The following is a 24,581-nucleotide window of genomic DNA, read 5'->3' on the forward strand; positions in this document are numbered from 1 at the left end:
AAGATATGAGACGATCTATCTTACGATACAGGAACTTAAAAAGACTAAAGGTTATTCAATCACAAAACTCTGTGTTTTTGCGAAGGTTCAACGTTCCTCATATTACAAATGGTTAAACAGAGAAGCAAGTACTAATGAACAATTTAACAAAACTTTAATACCATTAATCAGAGATGCATATGAAGAGAGAGGCGGTATACTTGGGTATCGTCAGATGACAATCAAGTTAAACAGAGAGCAAGAATTCCATGTAAACCATAAGAGAATCTACAGACTGATGAAAATACTAGGTTTAAAATCTGTATGCCGTAGAAAGAGAAAGAACTACATCAAATCCACACCAGAAATAACTGCAAAAAACGTACTAAGCAGGAACTTTAATGCAAATGGATTTGGGGAGAAATGGCTTACTGATGTAACAGAGATGAAATATGGAATCAGTGGAAAAGCCTATCTAAGTGCCATACTTGACCTCGGAGATAAGAGCATAGTGTCCTTTGTCTTGGGTCATTCAAATAACAATGCACTGGTATTTAGAACGTTTGACATTGCCCATGAGCAGCACCCTGATGCAAAGCCAATTTTCCACAGTGATAGGGGATTTCAATACACCTCAAAAATGTTCAAAAACAAGTTGGATAATGCGGGTATGACACAGAGTATGTCTAGAATCTCCCGTTGTATAGATAACGGCCCTATGGAGGCATTTTTTGGTACCCTTAAGTCAGAAATGTACTATCTCAACAAATTCAGCTCATATCAGGAATTGGAATCTGCTGTCATTGAATACATAGAGTATTACAATAATCATCGTTATCAGAAGAGGCTTGAATGTATGACTCCAATGGAGTATAGGCAACACCTTTTAAGTAAGGTAGCATAAGCTTTTATGCCGCGAAAGCCTGTTTATATGGGGTGTACCCTCTGGTAAAATGTGTGTGGCGGAAGCCAAATATTTGTCAAGTATCAACTTCCGCCCAAGAATGGGAGTCCAGAGGGTACAGGGGCCCCCATGTCAACAGGACCGTGGAATAAATGCGGGTAAAATAAATAAAACCTTCAAAAAAATAACGCCAATCAAATTAATGATTGACGGCATAGTATTTTTTGTTTTTTCTACTGTCTACTTGACAGGGGCATGTTCAGGGGGTCGCTTTTTAGGTTCTATTTTTATGTGGCTCAATATTTCATTTTATGGTCTTTTAGGTATCAGTGTGGTGGCTAAATTTTTTCAGTCCACATATAATAATGTATTATCGTAAATTCTATTAAAGAATAATTGGTATTTTTTATGAAGATGTGCTATAATATTATTAAGAACAATTATCAATAAGAGGTGATGAATGTGAAAGAAGTATTTGAAATTAGAAACAACATATATTGGACTGGAGTGTTGGATCCAGAACTTAGAACATTTGATATAATTATGAAGACCCCCCACGGAAGTACTTATAATAGCTACTTTATAGATGATGAAAAGAAGGTTCTTATTGATACAGTAAAACCTAATTTTAAAGGGGAATTCATGGAAAAACTTCAGGGGCTTGTTGACATAAAAGATCTTGATATTGTGATAATAAATCACACTGAGCCAGACCATGCAGGATGCTTGAGGTATATCTTAGATATAAACCCCGATGTTGAAGTATACTCCACTAAGGCAGCTAATATATTCCTAAAAGAACAGGTTAATAGGGAATTTAAAGGGCATATAATTAAAGATGGAGAAACATTAAACATAGGAAGCAGAACCCTTAGGTTTATAACTGCGCCATTTTTACATTGGTCAGATACTATGTTTGTCTATAGTGAGGAAGACCAGTTTCTTTTTACATGTGACGGATTTGGTTCTCACTATTGTGCCGTGGAGCCAGATGCTTCTCACAGAAGTGATTATAAAGAAGCATTCGAACACTATTATGATTGTATCATGCACCCCTTCGCCCCACATATTTTAAGCGCTTTAGAGAAAGTGAAGGACTTAAAAATACAAAAAACTTTGCCATCCCATGGACCAATTTTAGAAGATGGGTCATATCAGAGGGAGAAATATTACCAATGGGCAAAAAGGGATAATGATAAACGAAATAAAAATCAGGTGGCAGTTATTTATCTAAGTGCCTATACAAACACCGAGAAAATGGCTTTGGGAATAATGGAAGGACTTCAAAAGGTAGATGGGGTAACTATTCGAATGATTGATGCTGAAAAAGAGCCTTTAAGTGAGATAGCAGAAGCCATAGCAACTTCAAAGGGAGTATTACTAGGGTCACCTACAATAAATAAGACAATGGTTAAACCTATGTGGGATATTTTCTCAATCATAGACCCCATGGCTAATATGGGTAAGATAGCAGGAGTATTTGGTTCTTACGGTTGGAGTGGTGAGGGCATAAAGATGGCTCAATCACTATTAAAACAAATGGGATTCAAGGTTCCGTTTGACCCACTAGAAAAGAAGTTTTCCCCATCAGAAGAAACCATAGAACAATGTGTGCACATGGGTAAGGAGTTTGGGGAAAAAATTATAGGATAGCACCTTACAAAAGCTCAGCACCCGTGCGTATTTAATATACGCGCGGGTGCTGAGCTTTTATCCGTCAAATCAAGACATTTTTGAGTAGTTTTAGTAGTAAGGTTTACTTTTGCACAGCAACCAGTCAGTGAAGCTGTACCTGTGTCGAAGGCAACTTAATATGTTCTTATTGTTTTGCCTTGGAAGGCTTCGGTGTCGATTTTATCTAATTGGTCTTCTGGTACAGTTATATAATTTGGGTTGCCATCACTTATATAGCGAAGGTGGGGGTTTCTTTCAAAGTATTCCATCCAGTAGTAAATGTAACCGTACTCCATGGGATCTTCCCCTCTTATACGGGGGATCTTATGTGGGTCAAAATCCTTACTGAAGGGTGAGTGACTGGGGTGTGAACCAACAAGGAGTATACCTAGATTGTGGTAAGGGGTACCTTCATGCTCTCCCTCAACTGCATAAGGGAACAACTCTTTTGGTGGAACACCACCAAAGGGTAAAGCCAGTGAATCTAATTCATAATCTGGCAAATAACTTTGAATCTCTTTAACCAACATACCTAGCTGTCTTTGCATTTCTTCCTTTGACTTCACATCCCTTGCTAAGTTTGGATGAGTATACGTATGATTCCCAATATCCATACCAAACTCAATTAACTCCTCAAGTTTTCTCTGGGTAAACTCAGGTTGTCTAAAGGGATTTGTGTTAACATAAAATGTTGCAGCAGTGCCAAAACCTGGATTTTTATCATTCATTTCTAAAAGAATTCCCACTGCTGAATCAGGATCAATAATCCACTGGCCATTTTCTTTAATATATCGGAACTGACCTTCAGTGCCATCATCAAAGGTAATAACAACAGGGGTATACCCTGCTTCAACGCTGATATTGCCCTTTAGGACATCTTTAAGGGAAACAAGCCTGTAACCGTTGTCATAAAGTACTTGTAGGTCTTTTCTAAAATTATCGGGAGTTCTTATCCATTCTTTTTCTTCAGGACCTATTTGATGGTACATAAGAACCATTATTTGACCAGCTTCGTTGGGTCGTATTGCTTCGAAGTCTATTTTTTCATCTTCTATCTCGTCCCCTGGTTCTTCTTCAATGGGGTTTTCTAGTTCACTTCCATTGTCAACATCACGGGGCTCAGTAGATACATTGCCGGTGCAACCTGTAATAAGTAATAATGCTAATACGAATAATACTAAGATTCTTTTCCGCATAAAATCCCCTCTCCCTTAGTTAATATAGGTTAATTATAAACCCTTGAGAACTAACTTGAAAGGGGGAGGTGTGAATAAAATTATGTAAATATTTCAAGAGACCAAGAGATTTTTAACCACTACTTTTCACTAAAAAGCTCCACACTACAAAAAGCAAGCTTTAACAGCCATATGTTTAGCCTTTATTCTCGTACGCTTTGTAAGTTTTGATAGTGCAGAGTAGTGGTTAAAATTCTATTAAGTTATTCTCCCGGAGGGACTCTGTCACGGAGTCTGAAACTTTTGCCTTAGGCTAACGCCTTCCTGCGGTAAAATCATCACAATATCTTCCATAATATATAAGTATAAGTTATAATAGGATTAGCATAATACTAAGTTGGGAGAGGTCATAATTGGGAATATTAGGTGTCGCATTAAGCTTATTTTTAATTATCTATCTAGTTAGGAAAAATATCAATGTGGGATGGGCTATGGTCTTAGGAGCCATAGTTGTAAGTATCTTTAGTCAAATGGGTTTATCAGGCACGTTTGAAGCATTTAAAACAGCAACTCTTTCTAATAATTTTATTAATCTTGCCTTGGTAGTTTTCCTAATATCACTACTAGGTTATATTATGAAGATGACCAAAGCCCTAGACTTAATGATATCTTCTTTGTTTGGCCTTTTGGGTGGTGGCAAGCTTTTGCTGATGGCAATCCCTAGCTTAATAGGACTTTTGACAGTGCCTGGGGGAGCTATACTATCAGCGCCCATGGTTGGAGAAAGTGGAGAGAAAATGGGTCTACTAAACTATCAAAAAGCAGCTATAAACATTTTCTTTAGACACATTTGGTATCCAATCTATCCCCTTTACCCAGCACTTTTACTGGCAACTAGTTTAACAGGTACCAGTGAAACCACCATAATGCTCATGTCATTTCCAGTTGTTTTTGCTGCGGTAATAACAGCTATGAACACAATGTTTGTGGGGAGCCAGGTGGTTAAAAAAGAAAAAAACATAAATAAATCAGAAGCCCTACTAAAACTGGTACAGAGTATGCTACCCCTAATTGCAACACTGGTTCTTGCCCTTGTGGTAAAGGTTCCATTCCCTCTCAGTGTATTTGTGGGAATAGTGCTAGCTTTATTCAATTTAATCGACGAGGGTAGCAATATCTTAGATGTGTTAATTCATAGGATTAAGACAATGATTTTACCAGGAGTAAATTTTAAAATGGTTATATCCGTGTATGGTATAATTGTCTTTGGAGAGGTTCTAAACGTCAGTGGAGTATTATCTGATTTTATGAATTCAATGGTAAGCTTAGGATTGCCTATAGGTTTACTAGGAGTAATATCCGCACTTTTAACAGGACTTATCACAGGATCAAACACTGCATCTTTAGGAATCAGCGTACCAGTGTTTTTACCCCTTATAGAGCATAACCCACTACCTTATATACTACTAATTTTCATGGCATCCTTACTTGGGTATATATTATCACCAATGCATTTATGCCTAATACTGACCAAGGATCACTTTAAGTGTCAATACAAAGAGATGTATAAATACTTCATGCCCCCAGTTTTAGCCATGGCCATTGTCACTACAGTTATAGCATTGATACTCATGTATATCTAAAAGGTGGGCAAAACCCACCTTTTCACATAAAAGTATTTGTTAAAAAAATCACTTTTCTAGGAGGGATTTTTCATGGGTGAGAAAATAAATCGTAGGGAAATACCCAGTGTGACAAAACTAGTTGGGCACAGGGTGGGTAAGGAATTAATACAAGAATTTGGCCGACAAGAATTTTTGTTGGAGTGCCGTAAAACCCTAGAGTCTATTAGAAATAACTCGGAGGATTATTGGGGTGTTTTAATTCCCGAAAATATTTTAGAAAAAATAAAACGAAATCTTAACCGTAAATCCACAAAGAAACTAAAGCCTGTTATCAACTGTACAGGAACTATACTACATACAAACCTCGGCAGGGCACCTTTATCAATGGAAGTTGGTGAGGTCTTAAAGAACATAAGTGTAGGGTATAGTAACCTAGAATTTGACTTAGAGACAGGTCAAAGGGGTACTAGGACAGCAGGCATAGAGGAGCAACTGAACACCCTACTTGGAGTGGAAGACTGTGCCATTGTAAATAACAATGCAGCTGCAGTACTACTGGTTCTTATGACAATGGCTAAGGGAAAAGAAGTTATTATATCTAGGGGACAGCTAGTGGAAATTGGTGGATCCTTCAGAATACCTGAGATTATGGAACAAAGCGGAAGTATCCTAAGGGAAGTGGGTGCAACCAATAAAGTCCATTTGAAAGATTATGAAAATGCTATTACAGAAAACACCTGTGCAATCATGAGGGTCCATCCAAGTAACTATAGAGTTACGGGGTTCACCAAGGAGGTTAGCTTGGCAGAATTAAGGGAGCTATCTATAAAATACAAGATTCCTCTAATTGACGATTTAGGTAGCGGTACTATTGTAGAGTTAGACAAATGGGGAGTTTATGATGAGCCAACAGTGAATCAATCTGTAAAGATTGGTGGAGATATAGTAACCTTTAGTGGTGATAAACTCCTAGGTGGCCCACAATGTGGAATTATAGTTGGCAAAAGAGAGTACATCCAAAAAATAAAAAAGCATCCACTTATGAGAGCCTTAAGGTGCGATAAACTTGTATTAACTGCTCTGCAATACACCTTAGAGATGTATAAACAAGATAGGTTTACAAAAATACCCCTATATAAGTTCTTAGAGCGTAATACAGTAGAGCTACATAGATTGGCTAAAGACATAACCAAGGAGATTCCTCAAGGAACCTATGAGATACAAGAAGATTATGCATATGTTGGAGGAGGGGCACTGCCCACCCAAGAAATACCCACAGTTATCATAAAGTTTAAAGGTGACTATTCTGCAAAGAAGCTATCCCAAGCCTTTAGAGAACAAGAAAAACCAATAATAGGTCGAATAAACCAAGATCAATTTATTTTAGATTTGAAAGCTGTTTTTGAAGAAGATGTCCCTTATATCCAAAGGATAACTACAAAAATCTGGGGTGATATAAATGGTTAATATCATTATTGGCACTTCAGGACATGTGGATCACGGAAAAACAAGTTTGATTAAAGCACTTACGGGAGTGGATACAGACAAGCTTAAAGAGGAAAAAGAGCGGGGTATAACCATCCAGCTAGGGTTTACATATTTCCAATTAAATGAAGAAACAAGAGCAGGTATAGTAGATGTGCCAGGTCATGAAAAATTCGTCCGCAATATGCTTGCGGGGGTTGGCGGTATGGACCTTGTACTGATGGTGGTTGCTGCCGATGAAGGAGTAATGCCTCAGACAAAAGAACATTTGAATATACTTCAACTACTTAATGTAAAAAAAGGTATTGTTGTGGTAACTAAAAAAGACATAGTTGATGATGAATTGCTGGAATTAGTCGTTGAGGATATAAAAGATGCCATAAAGGGTACATTTTTAGAAAAGTCCCCTTTTATTCCTGTATCTTCAGTCACCAATGAAGGGATTGAAGAACTAAAAGCTGAGATTAACAAATATATCAGTAATGCCCAAATCCAATCAAAATCAGCTAAAGACTTTTTTAGATTACCCATAGATAGGGTGTTTAGTCTGAAAGGTATTGGCACGGTTGTTACAGGCACCTTGAAAGATGGGACCATATCTGTAGGAGATACCTGTGTAGTATATCCTGGTGAGAGACAGGTAAGAGTAAGACAAATCCAAGTTCATGGTGAACAGGTTGACACAGCTTTTCCTGGACAAAGGTCTGCCGTTAACTTAACGGGAATTGAAAAGGAAGAGTTGTCCATGGGAGATCTTCTGACAACATTTGCCTACTTAAAGCCACAGAACAAAGTGAACTGTATCTTGAGAATTTTGGACCATGCACCGGAATTAGATAGCGGAACTATAGTTAGGTTTCACTGGGGCACAGAAGAAACCTACGGAAGAGCTGTACTCCTTGATAGGGATACATTGCTACCTGGCGAAAGTTGTTATTGTCAGTTGAGACTAGAAAAAGAAGTTGTTGTTGCTAGAGGAGATAGTTTTGTTATTCGATCAATGTCACCTGTTGATACAATAGGTGGGGGTACGGTTTTTAATAGTACTAGTAAAAGGATCCCTAGGTATAATATGCGAGTTATAAAAAACATGGAGATAAACGAAATAGGTGAGACACAAGAGATAATTTTAGAAGGAATCAAGCAATATGGTATAAGGGGAATAACCTTTGGGGAGTTAGCTCAAGATCTGCAAATCAACCGTAGGGAGATAGAAGAGGTTATTCCTAAACTAAAAATAGAAGACAAAATAGTGGATATAAAAGACGATAATATTGTTCTTATGGAAAAATCCCACTACAACAACTTGACTTCTAAAATACTAGCTATCCTTTCAGAATATCACGTAAAATATCCCCTAAGAATAGGAATGGACAAAGAAGAGCTTCGAAGTAAGCTCGGAAGTAAATATTCAGTAAAGCTTATGGTATCTATATTAAAGAAAATGCAATTAGAGAATCTAGTTGAGATGGAAGGACTTTATGTAAGTTTAAAGGGATTTCAAATTTCACTATCTGGCAAGGAACTGGCGCTTGTAAACCAAGCTCTAAGCCTACTAAAGGAGAGTCAGTTCAAACCACCTAATAGGGAAGATATTAACATACCTGTTAACCTATTGGAGTATCTAGTGAGAAAAGGAGATGTGTTAATTATTGGCGACATACCTTTCCATAAGGATGTAGTTAACGAAGGGATTAGTGAGGTAATAGCATATCTAAAAGAAAATCCCCAAGGTATGGAGTTATCGCAAATTAAAGACCTATTGGGTACAAGCAGAAAATATATTGTACCCATATTAGAATACTACGATGGCTTGGGTATAACAAAACGCAGTGGCGATGTTAGGATATTAGGAGTTAAGGGGAGGGAATTATCAAAATGAACTTAAACCTCTTAAACACATTTATAACTATAGTTGAAGAAGGTAACTTCTCAAAGGCCGCAGCTAAGTTGCATTTATCTCAGCCAGCAGTTAGCATGCAGATGCAAACCCTTTCAACAGAACTAGGGATGAACCTATTTCTTAGGGTAGGCAAGAAAGTACAACTGACTGAAGGGGGTAACCTACTATATAATCAAGGGAAGTTGATTCTAAACAACTGGAGCGATGTACTGGCTCAACTTGATGCCTATAAGACACATATATCTGGTAAACTTAGAATTGGTGCAAGTACCATCCCTGGCCAATATTTTTTACCTAAGACCTTAAAGTCCTATAAAGAAAACTACCCCAATACGGATTTGTCAATAATCATCAAAGATTCCCAAGAGATAATACAAGAACTTACAGAAGGTAGCTTAGATATTGCCTTTATAGGTAAAAGAATAAATAAATCTGGTATTAGTTGTTGTAGGTGGTTACTGGATAAACTGGTTTTGATAAAAGCTAAGGACTTAGAAGTGTCTGTGGAACCCAATTCTAAAAAAGACTTTCTAAAAATCCCTTTTGTTGTACGAAAAGATGGTTCTGGAACTAGAAAATCAATGGAGGAAAGACTTAAAAATTTGGGAATAAAGATGGAGGATATGAACATCGTTTTAGAATTAGAAAGCACTGAGAACATCATAGCAGCTGTGGAAACTGGTATGGGAGTTTCCCTGGTTTCCGAAGTGGCCGCCCAAAGGGGTGTAAAACTAGGGACTTTGGACATCATTAGCTCTTCATTAGAAATAGAAAGAGAAATATACTATGCCTTTAGGCATGACCAATTAAAGAGTAATACTTTAGAGAGTTTTCTAGGTTACCTAGGAAATGGAGGAGGTGAAGCAGGGTGAAGATTAAATTAACAAGTTTTAGTACAGCAGCTGGTTGAGGCGCTAAAATAGGTCCGGGTGACCTCCAAGAAATTTTAGAGGATATTAAAACACCAAGGAATGGGGGACTTTTACTAGGATATGAAAAAGGGGATGATGGAGCTGTTTTCACCGTTCCAAGGGGTAAGGCCGTTGTGCAAACCTTAGATTTTTTTACTCCTATGGTGGATGATCCTTATATATTTGGTCAAATAACCGCAGCAAACGCATTAAGTGATATATACGCCATGGGGGGAGACCCTGTTTATGCACTAAACATAGTTGCTTTTCCTATCTGCACATTGCCAAAAGAAGTTCTTAAAAATATACTGTTAGGGTCTGCAGACAAACTTACAGAAGCAGGAGTAACAGTTATTGGAGGGCATAGCATAGATGATCCCCAGCCTAAATATGGATTAAGTGTATCGGGTTTTATAAATCCACACTCCATATGGCAAAACGATAGATGCGCTGAAGATCAAGATATAATCATAACTAAGCCTCTCGGGTCTGGAATAATAACCACTGCAATAAAAGGAGATATGGCAGAAGAATCTGCTATTCAAAGGGTAGTGGAAACAATGACTACCCTAAATAAAGGGGCAAAGGATATAATCAAAGAATTTAACATAACATGTTGTACGGACATAACAGGCTTTGGCTTAGTTGGTCACACTTTAGAAATAGCAAAAGCATCGAATTTGAACATAGTATATGACCACAATCTAATCCCATTTATTGAAGAGTCAAAAGAGTATGCTTCAATGGGGCTGATTCCAGCAGGGGCATATAGGAATAGGGAATATTTCAAAAAAGCAACTAAAATAAGCGAAATAGTTCCTCAATATTTAGATGACATACTACATGACCCTCAAACATCTGGAGGGCTATTGTTTAGCTGTAATCCTTCAGAAACAGAAGAAATACTTCGCAAATTAAATGAAGCTAATATACCTGGCACCAAAATAGGTAGTACAGAAAAAGGCACAGGCAATTTGCTGGTTTTTTAATCTATAATTTTTGCAAAAGTATTAAATTTGTAAAAACCATTGCATTAAGAATATAGATGGCATATAATAATATTGGGAATGGATGAGTTCTGGTGTGCTCTCTGGACTTCAAATCCAGTAGTGGGTATGAACAATATCCATGGTGGGTTCGATTCCCATGCATTCCCGCCATTTTTTTGACAACGAGAGTGAAAGATTTCACATTCACAATATATTGGAAAATTCTATAAAATCTGACACTTGGGGAGGACAGTATGTCTAAAAAAAATCTAATAATTACTCAGTATGTTAACAATAACCCTAATGAGGTTCAAGATGTTGTAATAGAAGAAGTACCTCTTACAATTTTTCTAAATGGTGAACAGTTTATTACATTATTATCAACACCTTTTCATCAAAAAGAACTGGCTATAGGCTTTATATTTTCAGAAGGCTTGATAGCAGGGACTGATGACATAAAGGAAATAGAAGTTCAAAATGAGCAAAATCTAGTTTATATTACCTTAACTAATAAAAGTCAGTTGACTAAAAAGCTATATGGTAAAAGGACTATAACTTCTGGTTGTGGTAAAGGTTCCATTTTTTACAATATTTTGGATTCACTACATACCACTAAGATAATCAATAAAGATACTTTTGAAGTTGAAAACATAGCCGCCTTAATGTCTGAGATGCAAAACAGCTCTACTCTTTTTAAAGAAACTGGAGGTGTTCATTCAGCAAGTTTGGCAGATAATAATAAAATATACTATACCTATGAAGATATAGGCAGACATAACGCAGTTGATAAAGTACTAGGGCGTGCCTTATTAGATGGTGTGAAAATAGAAGATAAAATGCTTATTACCAGTGGACGTTTGTCCTCTGAGATAGTACTAAAGGTTTTAAAGGCTAAGATGCCAATTTTAGTATCTAGATCAGCTCCAAGCTCATTGGCAGTTGAGCTAGCTAGAAAAAATGGTCTTACACTGTGTGGGTTTGTCAGAGGGAGAAAAATCAACTGCTACTCACACCCAGAAAGACTAACAAAAGGGGGATAAAAAATGATTCGCAACATAGTTTCTTTTATCTTGTTAGTGGGCACGGGAGGATTACTGTTAACTGAGACACTTTTTAGGTTAGACAATCCTGCTTTATCAGTCCCCATAGGTATATCGGGAATATTTTTTATTTCGGGAATCTATTATCATATAAGAGGGTTAAAAGGGTAATAAATAGTATGGGGGTGGTAGTATGATGAAAAATAAAAATCTAAGACTAATTTTAACGGCTGTTTTAGGAACAGTGCTCACATATTTTTTAAGTGTAACATTAGAATTAGGGCCCATGGTTGCATCGGGCTTAGTAGGCCTTTTGGCATCACTTTTTTTACCAACGGACCTAGCTATAGTTGCATATACCGCAGCCTTTGCTGGAATGTCCGCAGGTTTTGTATTATTAAACTATTACATGGTATCCCTAACGGGTCTGTTAGTAGGGGTTATCTTTATAATCACTCAGCCAATTTATCAAGGTTTTGGTGGTAAGCTTGGAACTATTGCAGCCTGCTCGGTCATATTAACTGTTATTATTTCTTCTGTTTTATAAAGGGGGGAAGGGAAATGGAACTTTTGTTGATTATTACTGTGAGTGTTTTAGCTGGTCTGTTGACATATTATATTAATCATTATTTGGGTAAAGGGCCTGTTTTCGGTTCAGCCATTGTAGTTTTAACAGTAGGACTTATACTACCTAAAGTGTTCTCAGATGGCTATACCTTAGCTCTTGTGGCAACATGTGCATCCTATGCTGGTATGTCTGCTAAAAATAGGATTACTAATCCCTTAGAGGTATGTATAAGCTGTGTTTTAGTAGCTCTGATTTTTGTGGGTTCCAGTGAAGCTCTAGTGGGATATGGAGGAAGATTAGGAACCATTGCGGCAATTTCAGTAATAACTGTATGGGGAGCAAAAAGCCTTTTTCTTCAGCTTAGGGAAAACAAAAAAAATCAACTAAAAACTAAGAATAGTTAGACATATCTAATTGAAAAAAATGTAAAAAAGTAGTATAATTTTAAAAAAAGGACTAACTCCAGTTAGTCCTTAATTTGTATCTAATAAGGAGGGATAATTACGGTGGCTTTTTTATCTGTAAAGTCTGTGGAAGAAGTTGAAAGTCTTGTGGATAGTTTTAACTTAAATCCGGATATTGAAGAAATAGATATTGTAGATTCTGTTAATCTAACTTTGGCAGAAGATGTTTATGCGTCAATATCCTTACCACCATATAACAGATCCGCTGTAGACGGATACTGTGTTAAGTGGGAAGATGTTTCTGGAGCTAGCGAAGCATTACCCATATTCCTAAAAATAACTGAAGACGTGCAAATGGGACAGGCTCCCCTAAACGCCTTAGAGACAGACTGCTGCATGGCTGTTGCCACTGGTAGTATGTTGCCACCTGAAGCCACAAGTGTAGTCATGGTTGAGCACAGTGAAAGAATCAGTGAAGATGAGGTGGCAATCTATAATAGTGTAGCCAGTTACGAAAATATTTTAAAGGAAGGGGAAGATGTTAAAAAAGGGGACTTGTTGATGAAAAAAGATCAGCAAATAACATCTTTTAATATAAATTTGTTAGCAGCATTAGGTATAAATAAAATAAAGGTCTATAAAAAGATAGTGGTTGGAATCCTGTCAACAGGAGATGAACTTATTGAGTATAACACTGATAATGAGCTTAATTTTGGAAAAATATTCAACAGCAACGGGCCTGGATTGATAGCAGCTGTCAAATCAACGGGAGCCATCCCACGCTACTATGGAATAATAGAAGATGAATTTAGCATATTAAAAGAGGCATTAGACAAAGCCGTGAAAGAATGTGACATAGTTATCCTTACAGGAGGTACATCTGTAGGAGTTAAAGATTTTGTAACAGCTGCCATTGAGAGTTTAGGTAAACCAGGTGTTTTGGTCCACGGCATAGCTATTAAACCTGGAAAACCAACTATCATTGGTAAAGTGGATGATGTCCCCATATTTGGTCTATCTGGTAACCCAGTATCTGCAATGATATGCTTTGACTTATTTGTAAATAGACTACTAACTAAAGTAAAACCAGAAACCATTGTCTGTGCAGTTAGTAGGAACATACCTTCATCTGGAGGAAGGCAGGATTATATACCAGTAACCCTTACCAAGGTTCAGGATAAAATAATTGCAAGTCCTATCTTTGCAAAATCTAATTCCATAGGCTCCTTGACTAAAATGGACGGGTTATTAGTTATACCAAAGGATAGTGAGGGTTTAGAAGAAGGAAATCATGGAAAAGTCATTTTATATAAAGGTAAGGGGTGGGAAGATGATTTACTTAAGTAATACTTCCATAGACATGGCTTTAAAAAACTTAAAAGATTCTTTAGATAATTACCGCTTTGGTGCAAAGGAGACCATTGCTGTCGACACTGCTTTGGGTAGAGTACTTGCTGAGAATGTATTTGCCAATCGCTCCGTACCCCACTACCATAGTTCTGCCATGGATGGGTATCAGGTTAGGGCTGAAGATACAGTGGACGCAAATGTTGACAATCCGGTGTCCTTAAGCTGGAGTAAAGTGAAGTACGTAGATACAGGTGACCCCATACTACCTGAATATGACTCGGTAATAAAAATAGAAGATATACATAAAAAAGAAGAGGGAATTGAGATCTTGTCTGCAGCTACTAAATGGCAGCACATACGCCCAATTGGTGAAGATGTAACAGCCCATGATTTATTGTTAACCATTGGAAGGAAGCTAAAACCCATGGATATAGCTGCCCTTATCGCCAGTGGAATTAGACACATTGACGTTTTCAAAATACCAAAGGTGGCTATCCTACCTACAGGGGATGAAATAGTTCCCTATGATAAAGAACCTCAAGTAGGAGAAATTGTAGATAGCAATTCACACCTTTTTTATGGAATGGTGAAAGAATGGGGTGGAGAACCAGAAGTTTATCCCATTACTCCTGATAATTTTGACAAAATTAAAGAAGTGGTAAGTAAAGCTGTGGCAAATAGCGATATGGTTTTGATAAATGCAGGGTCATCTGCAGGCAGTGAAGACTTTACCTCGCAGGTTGTGGAAAATTTAGGGGAAGTAATTCATCACGGTATAGCTGTTAGGCCTGGGAAACCAACTATACTTGGGAATATAGGTGGTAAACCAGTAATAGGTGTTCCAGGGTACCCTGTCTCAGGCTACGTAGTCATGGATGTCATAGTAAAGGATGTCTTTTACCATCTAAATGGTCAAGTAACACCAAGTAGAAAGAAAATTGAAGCTAAACTTACTAAGCCTGTTGTCTCTGACTTGAAGTACCAGGAGTATGTTAGGGTAAAGGTTGGTAAAATAAATGGGCAATTCATTGTAAGCCCAATGTCTAGGGGTTCAGCCCTGATGTCTACTGTAGTTCAAGGTGACGGATTTTTAGTAATACCCCAAAGTTCCGAGGGGTATAAAGCTGGAGAAACAGTCCAAGTGGAGGTTTTTGAAGAGAAAAATTATGATAATACATTAGTTAGCATCGGAAGCCATGATATGGCATTGGATATCCTAGCAACTTATCTAGCACCACAATTAGGGATAAGCTCTGCCCATGTGGGGAGCCTCGGTGGTATAATGGCCCTTAAAAAAGGCGAGGCTCACTTTGCAGGAATTCATCTTTTAGACCCACAATCAGGTACTTACAACATACCATATATAAAAAAGTACCTAAAAGGAACAAAGATAGTGCTTATGAACTTGGTAAAAAGAACCCAAGGGCTTATGGTTCAAAAGGGTAATCCTAAAAATATAAAAGCTATTGGTGACTTACCTGGTTTGTCCTTGGCAAATAGGCAAAAAGGGGCAGGAACAAGGGTGCTCTTAGACTATCTATTAGAACAAGCAGGTGTTTCACCTGCTTCCATCCAAGGCTATAACAAAGAATATTTCACACATCTTGCAGTAGCTGCGGAAGTGAAAAGCAAAAGGGCAGATGCAGGCGTGGGCATTTATGCAGCAGCAAAAGCAATGGATTTAGATTTCATTCCCCTTTACGAAGAAAACTATGACTTACTTTTAAGTGAAGAATTTTACTTATCACCTAAATTTAAAGAATTACAGAATGTACTTACAAAAACTGATTTTAAGACGGAAGTTGAGGCATTAGGTGGTTATAATTTAGAAGAATGTGGGAATATTATATCCCTAGAGGAAAATAATTCTAAAATATAAGTACAATTTTGGAAAAAAAATTACTAAAATCCTTGATTTTTAGTGAAAAATTCGCTAAAATATGGATTAGAATTAGCACTCATTAAACACGAGTGCTAACAAAAACAAAAATTTTTAAGGAGGGGTACATAAATGAACATCAGACCATTAGGTGAAAGAGTAGTTATTAAGGTTTTAGAATCAGAACAAAAGACTGCCAGTGGTATTGTTTTACCCGACAAGGCAAAGGAAAAGCCACAAGAGGGTGAAGTTGTAGCAGTGGGTAGTGGAAGAATCTTAGACAACGGTTCTAAAGCAGAACTTGAGGTAGCTGTAGGAGATAAAGTTATTTACTCAAAATATGCAGGTACTGAAGTTAAGCATGATGGACAAGAGTACTTAATCTTAAGTGAAAGAGATATTTTAGCAGTTATTAAATAGTTAGGAGGGATACTAAAATGGCAAAAATCATTAAATATACCGAAGATGCACGCCGTTCTTTAGAAAAGGGTGTTAACGCCTTAGCTAATACCGTTAAAGTTACATTAGGTCCTAAGGGTAGGAACGTTGTTTTAGATAAAAAATTCGGTTCACCCTTAATTACAAATGATGGTGTTACAATAGCAAGGGAAATTGAACTTGAAGACCCATTTGAGAACATGGGTGCTCAACTAGTTAAAGAAGTAGCCACTAAAACTAATGATGTTGCTGGTGATGGTACAACAACTGCAACTGTCCTTGCCCAAGCAATCATTAGAGAAGGTATTAAAAACGTAACAGCTGGTGCTAATCCTATGATCCTTAAAAAGGGCATTGAAAAAGCTGTTGAATCAGTAGTAGAAGAGATTAAAAATATCTCTAAGCCTATCGAAAACAAAGAAGCCATTGCTCAAGTTGCAGCTATTTCTGCAGGAGATGAAAAAATTGGTGAGCTTATAGCCGAAGCCATGGAAAAGGTAGGAAAAGATGGTGTTATCACTGTTGAAGAATCAAAAGGCTTTACAACTAACCTTAATGTAGTAGAAGGTATGCAGTTTGATAGAGGATATATCTCCCCATACATGGTAACTGACACAGAAAAAATGGAAGCTACCCTTGAGGAGCCATACATTCTTATAACTGACAAAAAAATTAATAACATCCAAGAGATCTTACCAGTACTTGAAAAAATCGTTCAACAAGGCAAGCAGTTAGTACTAATTGCTGAAGATGTTGAGGGTGAAGCATTGGCTACTTTAGTTGTTAATAAACTAAGGGGAACCTTTACTTGCGTGGCTGTTAAAGCACCAGGCTTTGGTGATAGAAGAAAGGCTATGCTTGAAGATATAGCTACTCTTACTGGTGGTCAAGTGATTTCTGAAGAGTTAGGTCTTGAAATCAAAAATGCAGATATTTCTATGTTAGGTAGAGCCCGCCAAGTAAAAGTTACTAAAGAAAACTCTATCATCGTAGATGGTTATGGTGATCAAGAAGAAATTAAAAAGAGAGTTTCTCAAATAAGAGCACAAATTGAAGATACAACCTCTGAGTTTGATAGAGAAAAACTTCAGGAGCGTTTAGCTAAGCTAGCTGGTGGAGTTGCCGTAATCGAAGTTGGTGCTGCAACAGAAACTGAGCTTAAAGAAAAGAAACTAAGAATTGAAGACGCACTTGCTGCAACCCGAGCTGCTGTTGAAGAAGGTATTGTAGCTGGTGGCGGAACTGCATTAGTTGATGCTCTACATGTACTAGACACAGTACAACTTAAAGGCGATGAAGCCACAGGACTTCGCATTATCAGACGTGCCTTAGAAGAACCTCTAAGACAAATTGCCGAAAATGCTGGTTTTGAAGGATCTGTAGTTGTAGAAAGAGTTAAAAAGGAGCCTGTTGGTGTAGGATTCAACGCACTAACAGAGGTTTATGAAGATATGATTGCAGCTGGTATAGTTGATCCAGCTAAGGTTACCCGTTCAGCACTTCAAAATGCTGCTAGTATCTCTGCTATGTTCTTAACAACAGAAGCTGTTGTTGCAGATGAGCCAGACGATAAAGGCGACATGATGGGTGGAGGCGGAATGCCTGGCGGAATGCCAATGATGTAATAGCTTCAAAATTCGAGAGCTGTCCTTAGGGGCAGCTCTTTTGTTGTAAAAAATTGATTCTAAAATTAATAAAAAACTTTTGTAACTTTTTTGCTTTTGTATCGTCTATATGTGTAGGCAGTGAGAATACTTTACATCCAGTGATGATTTTTGAGATCCCCTCACATAATATTCCTTTGTACAAAACGCTCTTTCACTACATATAAACATAAGGGAAGCAGACGGTAAATGATGAGGTTGTGACAAAAAGAATGTTGGGTAGAGTGAAAATTTAGTTTATGGTGAATTGTTAGAACTTGTGATATTATGATTTTAACTATACATAAAATTGGAGGGTTATTTTAATGGGGAATTTGACAAATGAGAATATAAGCAGTCTTAGAAAAGGACTTAGTAATGTATTACTAGATAAAGGTGAAACAGTTGATGATGTTTTAGTTGCCCTATTGGCTAAAGGACATGTACTTCTAGAAGATGTACCAGGTGTGGGTAAGACAGTTCTTGTAAAAGGTTTAGCAAAACTATTGGGAATTAAATTCAAGAGAATCCAGTTTACTCCAGATCTTTTACCCTCTGATGTTACGGGGATATCTATCTATAATCAAAAAATAGGGGACTTTGAGTATAAACCAGGTCCTATCATGGCCAACATTATTCTTGCGGATGAAATAAATAGAACATCTCCTAAAACACAGTCCAGCCTTTTAGAGGCCATGGAGGAAAGTCAGGTAACCATAGATGGCGAAACATATAGCTTGCCAGAACCATTTTTAGTATTTGCAACACAAAACCCTATAGAATACGAAGGGACATATTCTCTTCCCGAAGCACAACTAGATAGGTTTCTTATGAAATGTAATATAGGTTACCCAAGCTTTGATGGTGAGAGGGATATAGTTCTATCGCAAATTGATGGTGTTCATCCCTTGGAGAAACTTGAACCCTCTGTAAATATGGAAGGATTAAAAGAACTGCAACAAGAGGTAACGAAGGTAAGAGTTAGTCAACCACTATTGGATTATATTATAGAAATAATAAGAGCAACCAGAATACACCCCGCTGTCCAACTTGGAAGTAGTCCCAGGGGAGCTCTTGCTTTAACTAAAGCAGCAAAGGCTAAGGCCTTTTTAGAAGGTAGAGATTACATAATACCCGATGACGTAAAGGACATTGGTCTTAAAGTATTAAGTCATAGAATAATTATCAAACCAGAAGAAGTAATTCAAGGAATCACCAATGAAGATGTTATAAAAGAGGTATTTGGTCAAGTAGAAGTCCCAGTTGGGAAGTAAGGTGAAATTATGGGTATAAAATTTAGAAAAGAGATATATGTCCTATTAGCTCTGGTGATAGCTACATTTGTGTGGAGAGGCTTTATGGATGATCAGAGAATTTCTGGTCTTATTTGGCTTGGAATCACCATGACCTTACTACCTACCATAACGGTCATTAGGGGGTGGAAGGGCATATCCATAAATAGACAGCTCCCCCGGGAGAGAATTTTTGCGGGAGAGGATGTAAAGATCCTAGTAAATCTTGAGAACTTTTTTTATGTACCTTTTTTCTGGGTAAGATTTAGTGATAAGTTACCAATATCTTATATTTATAAGCAAAAGCAAGAGAATCAAGTTCATGGCAATGTACATTTTCTAACCCAAAAAGGTAAAAATCATAGCTATACCCTTTATGATGTGCCAAGGGGGAATCTAAGCTGGAATTACTTTAGTTTATTTCGTACAGACTTGTTTGGATTTGTTGAAGTGTCCAAAGACGTAGATTGTAGAAGTCAACTATTGATATATCCCCGCTATGTAGATGTTTCTTCTAGCCACCTTTATAACCAGTATGATGAGAACAATGGTGTTAGTAAGTTGTATAAAGGAAATGACTATTCTCAAATAAGTGGGGTAAGAGAATATCAAAGGGGTGACAAATTAAGCCTTATTCACTGGAAAGTAAGTGCTAGAAAAAATAACCTTATGTCAAAGGAATTTTACCCACTTTTGAACCAAGAAACCCATATAGTGTTGGACTGCCACAAGAGTAACTACCCTGATGAGTACAATGACAACTTTGAACTGGCTGTTTCGGTAGCTGCTAGCTTAGTGAATAGCTTGGGAAAAGTGCACAAAGGTATAGCACTACTGTTTAATAATAAAAACAAAGATGCAGTTATCTTTAAAAGTAAAGAGTACTTTATAAACGATGCAATGAAGAGATTAGCCTTGGTTCAGCCCAGTGGTGATATGCCCCTGGAAAGATTTATAAGCCAAAACTATTTAAATCAAAACAGCGGTGTGAGTTTGCTAATTGTTACAAATAAGTTAAGTGATTCTTTAATAAGAAGGATGTTACTGGGATCTAGGAATATTAAGTACACTGTTTATTACGTAGGTGAGGATCTAAACTCTAACAATAAATACAGTTTTATTAAACCAATTAAGGAACTAGATGACTTGAAAAATCCAAAGGTTAGGAGTGTGGCCAATGGATAAAAAAGCTAGATTGAGCATGGGCCTTTTGAATTGGCTATGGTACCTTGTTTTTCTTCTGGGTATAAATGGTTATGTAAATTCAAGGGGAGGAATTGTTGTTGTTGTAATTGTTGGTATTGTATTTAAAAGCATTGAATATTTCTTCAGTGATTCCAAACTGAGCGTATTTGTAAAGGTAGTCACTATTTTAGCCATCATTTTTAGGGCGGGAAACTATATAAACTTTTTTAGCCCCATGTGGGTATACGACATTGGCCTTACAATAGGCAATGAAATTAACTATATGTATTTTGGAAGGCTTGAAATGATCCAAGTGGTTCCTGTTGTTTTTAACATACTGTTCTTTATAATATTTAAAGAAATCGTTATTGCTAAAAGGGCATCCAGTAGTTTTATTTTGTTAATTACCTTTTTAGGAGGAGCTCTTTTGCTCTTTTTGGCCATTTGGGCCGAAGCTGTATTTTCCCTGACAGCATTCTTGTTTGTGCTAGGGGGAATAATTAAGTTATTTTTTAATAACATGAATATAAGCAGACTAAAACCAACATCTAACACCTTTACCACATCGGTTTTAGCATCACTAGTTATAGGCCTTCTTATAATTTGGAATTTAAATTTGCCAGTGGTTTTTGCTGAGGAATTTGAATGGCTTAAAACCCAAATCGAAGGGGGGTATACTTCTATTGAAACTGGCAGCTCTAATAATAAAGGCATAAGACAAACAGGATATAGCTCCAACGATAATAGACTGGGGGGATCAGTGGAGTATAGTAGGAGACCTGTTCTTACAGTAAAAACAGAACAACCAATTTATCTGCGTGGAGAAACAAAGTATATATATACAGGACTTGGCTGGACTGATGATATTATTTCTAAGGATAATGTCTCTGTAGGTGAAATCCCTTTTGTAGAATTTCCACAAGTTGAATATCAGACAATCCAATTGAGTGTAGAAATCCTAAATGGAACATATCCCGTTATTTTTTCAGGATTAAATACAACGGAATTGAAGATTTCTAGGGGGACATCTGAAATTACTAGTATTCAATTAGTAAACGGTAATGACTTATACACTGATTTTCGGATGCGCCCTAATGATAGTTATCAGGTTACTATTCAAAGGCCATCTTACTCCCAAGATGTTTTACTTTCCAGTGGAAGTTACCCCGAGGAATTTCCCTTTGATCTATACACTGATTTGCCTGAAGACCTTCCCTTTAGTGTAAGGGAAATAGCTATGGATTTAACAGACGGCATGGGAAGTAATTATGAAAAAGCAGTTGCAATAAGGGATTACTTGAGGGGTAGCCAATTTACTTATAGTTTAGATGTGGATTATCCCCCTGGCGGTATGGACTTTGTTGAACACTTTTTAGCAACAAAGGAAGGGTACTGTGTACACTATTCCACTGCATTTGTGGTGATGGCTAGAGCTGTGGACATACCTGCAAGATGGGTAAAAGGCTTTACTCAAGGAGATATTAGTGAAACAGGTGTATACACAGTCTATGACAAAGATGCCCATGCATGGGCAGAGATATATATACCAAATGCAGGCTGGGTGGCTTTTGAGCCCACTAAAGGCTTTAGAGCTCCACAGGCTAGCCAAGGAACTAACCAAAGCCCAATAGACCCAGATGGGGATGTAGAAGACCCAGCCACTCCAATCCAGGAAACACCAAATGAAAATGTACCTGGAGACACTGCAACAGAATCTAAAACCTTTGACTTAAAAACATTGATGGTGGTTTTTGCGGGTTCTATATTATTACTTTTTGTTTCAGTTATATGGAAAGTCCAAAAAAATACAAAAAGTAGGTTGACAGCTAACGATAAAGTGATAATATTATATAATAAAGTTATAGGAAAACTTAAAATATTAGGAGCTCCTAAAAAAAACAGTGAAACACCTAGAGAATTTATTACAAGATCTGGGGAACTTGGTTGGATTCCAAAAGAGTTACTAAATAAAACCACACAACTTTTAGAACGAGCCTTTTATGGAGAAAATATTGTAAAATCAGAAGAAGTAGAAATAGTGGATAAGGAAAATAGAAAAACAAACACCATCTACCTAGGTGTAAAGAAGACCCTTAACCATTTGAAATTAGGGAGGTTGAGTAAATGAATTTGAGCTTTTTAAAGAGCGTGAGTACTTTAATAAAGACATCAAAGGCTGCAATAGTGTTAACACTAATTTTGGTTTTGAGCTTCGTAAGTACTAGCATTTACATTCTCTTCAAAACCCACCCATTATTAGAAACACCTACTTCAGGGGCAAAAAACCTCGCAATTGGGATGTTAGTTTTAGCATTCTTAGTTATGGTAGCATATGAAACTTATAGTAGATTCAGAAAAAAAACTAAAGCGGAGTAGTAAAAAGATAGGCTAAAGAAAATACTGTAATTAAAAGTCCAAAGTTTAGGCTTTGGACTTTTATATAACCTTAAAAAGAGAAGGAGTTGTTGTAATGACACAAAGTAAAGTTCTAATACTAGATTTCGGAGGGCAGTATAATCAGCTTATTGCTAGAAGAGTTAGGGAAAGTAAAGTTTATTGCGAAATAAAACCATATAATATCTCAATTGAGGATATAGAGGAATTTAACCCGTCTGCAATAATTCTTTCTGGTGGGCCAGCAAGTGTTTATAATGAAGGGGCACCAAGATGCTCAGAAGAAATTTTTAGTGGCAGATGGCCAGTTTTAGGGATTTGTTACGGCATGCAACTAATGGTACACTACCTAGGTGGAGAAGTTAAACGAGCCTCCCATAGGGAATACGGTACTATTTCAATGACTGTTACCAATCACGAGGGCTTATTTAAAGATATATCAGCAGAGACAGAGGTGTTGATGAGCCATAGTGACTTTATACCTCAAGTACCTGCTGACTTTCAGATAACAGCTTATAGCGATAATACACCAACAGCAGCCATTGAAAATCACTCTAAAAAACTTTATGGTATCCAGTTTCACCCCGAAGTTATACTTACAGTAGAAGGTAAAGAAATAATAAATAACTTTTTATTCACAATCTGTAACCTAACAGCAGATTGGACCATGGACTCTTTTATAGAGACCACTGTCGCCCAAATCAAGGCCCAAATAGGAGATAGGAAAGCTGTTTGTGGGCTAAGTGGTGGGGTTGACTCTGCAGTTGCTGCACTCCTTGTTCATAAGGCAATTGGTCCTAACCTAACCTGTATATTCGTTGATCACGGCTTGCTAAGGAAAAATGAAGCTCAAGAAGTTATGGAAGCTTTTGAGGGTAAACTGGGGTTAAATGTTATAAAGATAGACGCTCAAGAACAATTTTTGTCTAAACTAAAGGGTATTACTGAGCCAGAGGAAAAAAGAAAAATCATAGGAAATGAGTTTGTCCGTATTTTTGAACAAGGGGCAGCTAAATATGGTCAAGGTGAGTACCTAGTACAAGGTACCCTATACCCAGACGTTGTAGAGTCAGGAACTGATACTGCAACAACCATCAAAACCCATCATAACGTAGGTGGACTTCCAGAGGATATGACATTTGAACTTTGTGAGCCCCTAAGAAATCTATTTAAAGACGAAGTAAGAATAGTAGGAAGCAAACTAGGTCTTCCCCAACACCTTGTGTCCAGGCAACCTTTCCCAGGACCTGGCCTTGCAATCAGAATTATGGGAGAGATAACAGAGGAAAAACTCGAGATACTTCGCGACGCAGATGCAATCGTAAGGGAAGAAATAATTAACTACGATAAGGATAAAAAAGTATGGCAATTCTTTGCAGTCCTTCCCGGAGCTTACAGCGTAGGAGTAATGGGAGACGACCGTACCTACCAGCAAGTTGTAGCGGTAAGGGCAGTAGGCTCAGAAGACGGAATGACAGCAACATGGTCACGCTTACCATACGAGCTATTAGACAAAATATCCAAAAGATTAGTAAACGAAGTAGACGGTGTTAACCGTGTGGTATACGATATCACATCAAAACCCCCGGGAACTATTGAGTGGGAGTAGGTATCAAATGGATTAAAAGTGGCTTAAACACTGGGTTTGTGGCACTTTGAAACAGGCTGTGATACTGCTATGATACTAAAAATTATTTTGACCAATAATTTAAGGTGTCCCTACAATTAAGATAACAAGAGGAA

At 37.3% G+C, this 24,581-nt stretch carries 21 protein-coding genes and 1 tRNA gene; 21 read left to right on the forward strand and 1 reads right to left on the reverse strand.

Annotated elements, in window-relative coordinates:
• Window positions 1-13 precede the first annotated feature (13 nt).
• Together HYG86_RS10760 and HYG86_RS10765 are read left to right on the forward strand one after the other, a co-directional pair.
• Window positions 14-883, forward strand: coding sequence for an IS3 family transposase (locus HYG86_RS10760; RefSeq protein ID WP_246451953.1), 870 nt, complete (start codon window positions 14-16; stop codon window positions 881-883).
• A 462-nt stretch (window positions 884-1,345) separates the two neighbouring features.
• On the forward strand, window positions 1,346-2,536 hold the full coding sequence (locus HYG86_RS10765; RefSeq protein WP_213165575.1) for an FprA family A-type flavoprotein: 1,191 nt from the start codon (window positions 1,346-1,348) through the stop codon (window positions 2,534-2,536).
• Window positions 2,537-2,691: 155 nt separating this feature from the next.
• On the opposite strand, the gene HYG86_RS10770 is transcribed toward HYG86_RS10765, so the two are convergent.
• Window positions 2,692-3,753, reverse strand: a complete 1,062-nt coding sequence (locus HYG86_RS10770) for a polysaccharide deacetylase family protein (protein WP_213165576.1) — start codon at window positions 3,751-3,753, stop codon at window positions 2,692-2,694.
• Window positions 3,754-4,145: 392 nt separating this feature from the next.
• Between HYG86_RS10770 and HYG86_RS10775 the strand changes: the two genes are divergently transcribed.
• From HYG86_RS10775 to guaA, 19 genes are all read left to right on the forward strand, one after another.
• Complete coding sequence (locus tag HYG86_RS10775; protein WP_213165577.1) at window positions 4,146-5,375, forward strand: DUF401 family protein; 1,230 nt, start codon at window positions 4,146-4,148, stop codon at window positions 5,373-5,375.
• 72 nt (window positions 5,376-5,447) lie between these two features.
• A complete protein-coding gene (selA, locus tag HYG86_RS10780) occupies window positions 5,448-6,824 on the forward strand; it encodes an L-seryl-tRNA(Sec) selenium transferase (protein ID WP_213165578.1) in 1,377 nt (458 codons plus the stop codon).
• Complete coding sequence (gene selB, locus HYG86_RS10785) at window positions 6,817-8,724, forward strand: selenocysteine-specific translation elongation factor (protein ID WP_213165579.1); 1,908 nt, start codon at window positions 6,817-6,819, stop codon at window positions 8,722-8,724. Before selA ends, selB begins: the two co-directional genes overlap by 8 nt.
• Window positions 8,721-9,617 (forward strand): selenium metabolism-associated LysR family transcriptional regulator, encoded by an 897-nt coding sequence (locus tag HYG86_RS10790; RefSeq protein WP_213165580.1) that lies wholly within the window; start codon window positions 8,721-8,723, stop codon window positions 9,615-9,617. The genes selB and HYG86_RS10790 overlap by 4 nt, the downstream gene beginning before the upstream one ends.
• A gap of 47 nt (window positions 9,618-9,664) precedes the next feature.
• The gene (selD, locus tag HYG86_RS10795; protein WP_213169231.1) at window positions 9,665-10,645 is read left to right on the forward strand and encodes a selenide, water dikinase SelD; all 981 of its coding nucleotides are present in this window, start codon (window positions 9,665-9,667) and stop codon (window positions 10,643-10,645) included.
• 74 nt (window positions 10,646-10,719) lie between these two features.
• Window positions 10,720-10,816: transfer RNA gene (locus HYG86_RS10800), tRNA-Sec, on the forward strand.
• An 83-nt stretch (window positions 10,817-10,899) separates the two neighbouring features.
• Window positions 10,900-11,685 (forward strand): formate dehydrogenase accessory sulfurtransferase FdhD, encoded by a 786-nt coding sequence (fdhD, locus tag HYG86_RS10805; RefSeq protein WP_213165581.1) that lies wholly within the window; start codon window positions 10,900-10,902, stop codon window positions 11,683-11,685.
• Between the two features lie 3 nt (window positions 11,686-11,688).
• Window positions 11,689-11,856 (forward strand): hypothetical protein, encoded by a 168-nt coding sequence (locus HYG86_RS10810; RefSeq protein WP_213165582.1) that lies wholly within the window; start codon window positions 11,689-11,691, stop codon window positions 11,854-11,856.
• Window positions 11,857-11,878: 22 nt separating this feature from the next.
• On the forward strand, window positions 11,879-12,232 hold the full coding sequence (locus HYG86_RS10815) for a hypothetical protein (protein ID WP_213165583.1): 354 nt from the start codon (window positions 11,879-11,881) through the stop codon (window positions 12,230-12,232).
• A gap of 14 nt (window positions 12,233-12,246) precedes the next feature.
• Window positions 12,247-12,657 (forward strand): hypothetical protein, encoded by a 411-nt coding sequence (locus tag HYG86_RS10820; RefSeq protein ID WP_213165584.1) that lies wholly within the window; start codon window positions 12,247-12,249, stop codon window positions 12,655-12,657.
• A gap of 102 nt (window positions 12,658-12,759) precedes the next feature.
• Complete coding sequence (locus HYG86_RS10825; RefSeq protein ID WP_213165585.1) at window positions 12,760-14,004, forward strand: molybdenum cofactor synthesis domain-containing protein; 1,245 nt, start codon at window positions 12,760-12,762, stop codon at window positions 14,002-14,004.
• Window positions 13,988-15,886: a molybdopterin biosynthesis protein gene (locus HYG86_RS10830; RefSeq protein ID WP_213165586.1), complete on the forward strand. Its 1,899-nt coding sequence runs from the start codon at window positions 13,988-13,990 to the stop codon at window positions 15,884-15,886. The genes HYG86_RS10825 and HYG86_RS10830 overlap by 17 nt, the downstream gene beginning before the upstream one ends.
• A 132-nt stretch (window positions 15,887-16,018) precedes the next feature.
• Complete coding sequence (groES, locus tag HYG86_RS10835; RefSeq protein WP_213165587.1) at window positions 16,019-16,306, forward strand: co-chaperone GroES; 288 nt, start codon at window positions 16,019-16,021, stop codon at window positions 16,304-16,306.
• 17 nt (window positions 16,307-16,323) lie between these two features.
• Window positions 16,324-17,949, forward strand: a complete 1,626-nt coding sequence (groL, locus tag HYG86_RS10840) for a chaperonin GroEL (protein WP_213165588.1) — start codon at window positions 16,324-16,326, stop codon at window positions 17,947-17,949.
• A gap of 344 nt (window positions 17,950-18,293) precedes the next feature.
• Window positions 18,294-19,241 (forward strand): AAA family ATPase, encoded by a 948-nt coding sequence (locus tag HYG86_RS10845; protein ID WP_213165589.1) that lies wholly within the window; start codon window positions 18,294-18,296, stop codon window positions 19,239-19,241.
• A gap of 84 nt (window positions 19,242-19,325) precedes the next feature.
• A complete protein-coding gene (locus HYG86_RS10850; protein WP_213165590.1) occupies window positions 19,326-20,444 on the forward strand; it encodes a DUF58 domain-containing protein in 1,119 nt (372 codons plus the stop codon).
• The gene (locus HYG86_RS10855) at window positions 20,437-22,572 is read left to right on the forward strand and encodes a transglutaminase-like domain-containing protein (RefSeq protein WP_213165591.1); all 2,136 of its coding nucleotides are present in this window, start codon (window positions 20,437-20,439) and stop codon (window positions 22,570-22,572) included. The genes HYG86_RS10850 and HYG86_RS10855 overlap by 8 nt, the downstream gene beginning before the upstream one ends.
• Window positions 22,569-22,820, forward strand: coding sequence for a hypothetical protein (locus HYG86_RS10860; protein ID WP_213165592.1), 252 nt, complete (start codon window positions 22,569-22,571; stop codon window positions 22,818-22,820). Before HYG86_RS10855 ends, HYG86_RS10860 begins: the two co-directional genes overlap by 4 nt.
• A gap of 94 nt (window positions 22,821-22,914) precedes the next feature.
• Window positions 22,915-24,447 carry a glutamine-hydrolyzing GMP synthase gene (gene guaA / locus HYG86_RS10865; protein ID WP_213165593.1) on the forward strand — a complete coding sequence of 511 codons (1,533 nt, stop codon included), beginning with the start codon at window positions 22,915-22,917 and terminating at the stop codon, window positions 24,445-24,447.
• Window positions 24,448-24,581: the final 134 nt, after the last annotated feature.

The sequence above is a fragment of the Alkalicella caledoniensis genome (assembly GCF_014467015.1).
GTDB lineage: Bacteria > Bacillota > Proteinivoracia > Proteinivoracales > Proteinivoracaceae > Alkalicella > Alkalicella caledoniensis.

Coding starts and splice junctions, on each gene's coding strand:
- HYG86_RS10770 (WP_213165576.1), bottom strand. CDS start 3,753: ATGCGGAAAAGAATCTTAGTATTATTCGTATTAGCATTATTACTTATT.
- selA (WP_213165578.1), top strand. CDS start 5,448: ATGGGTGAGAAAATAAATCGTAGGGAAATACCCAGTGTGACAAAACTA.
- selB (WP_213165579.1), top strand. CDS start 6,817: ATGGTTAATATCATTATTGGCACTTCAGGACATGTGGATCACGGAAAA.
- HYG86_RS10790 (WP_213165580.1), top strand. CDS start 8,721: ATGAACTTAAACCTCTTAAACACATTTATAACTATAGTTGAAGAAGGT.
- fdhD (WP_213165581.1), top strand. CDS start 10,900: ATGTCTAAAAAAAATCTAATAATTACTCAGTATGTTAACAATAACCCT.
- HYG86_RS10810 (WP_213165582.1), top strand. CDS start 11,689: ATGATTCGCAACATAGTTTCTTTTATCTTGTTAGTGGGCACGGGAGGA.
- HYG86_RS10815 (WP_213165583.1), top strand. CDS start 11,879: ATGATGAAAAATAAAAATCTAAGACTAATTTTAACGGCTGTTTTAGGA.
- HYG86_RS10820 (WP_213165584.1), top strand. CDS start 12,247: ATGGAACTTTTGTTGATTATTACTGTGAGTGTTTTAGCTGGTCTGTTG.
- HYG86_RS10830 (WP_213165586.1), top strand. CDS start 13,988: ATGATTTACTTAAGTAATACTTCCATAGACATGGCTTTAAAAAACTTA.
- groES (WP_213165587.1), top strand. CDS start 16,019: ATGAACATCAGACCATTAGGTGAAAGAGTAGTTATTAAGGTTTTAGAA.
- groL (WP_213165588.1), top strand. CDS start 16,324: ATGGCAAAAATCATTAAATATACCGAAGATGCACGCCGTTCTTTAGAA.
- HYG86_RS10845 (WP_213165589.1), top strand. CDS start 18,294: ATGGGGAATTTGACAAATGAGAATATAAGCAGTCTTAGAAAAGGACTT.
- HYG86_RS10850 (WP_213165590.1), top strand. CDS start 19,326: ATGGATGATCAGAGAATTTCTGGTCTTATTTGGCTTGGAATCACCATG.
- HYG86_RS10855 (WP_213165591.1), top strand. CDS start 20,437: ATGGATAAAAAAGCTAGATTGAGCATGGGCCTTTTGAATTGGCTATGG.
- HYG86_RS10860 (WP_213165592.1), top strand. CDS start 22,569: ATGAATTTGAGCTTTTTAAAGAGCGTGAGTACTTTAATAAAGACATCA.
- guaA (WP_213165593.1), top strand. CDS start 22,915: ATGACACAAAGTAAAGTTCTAATACTAGATTTCGGAGGGCAGTATAAT.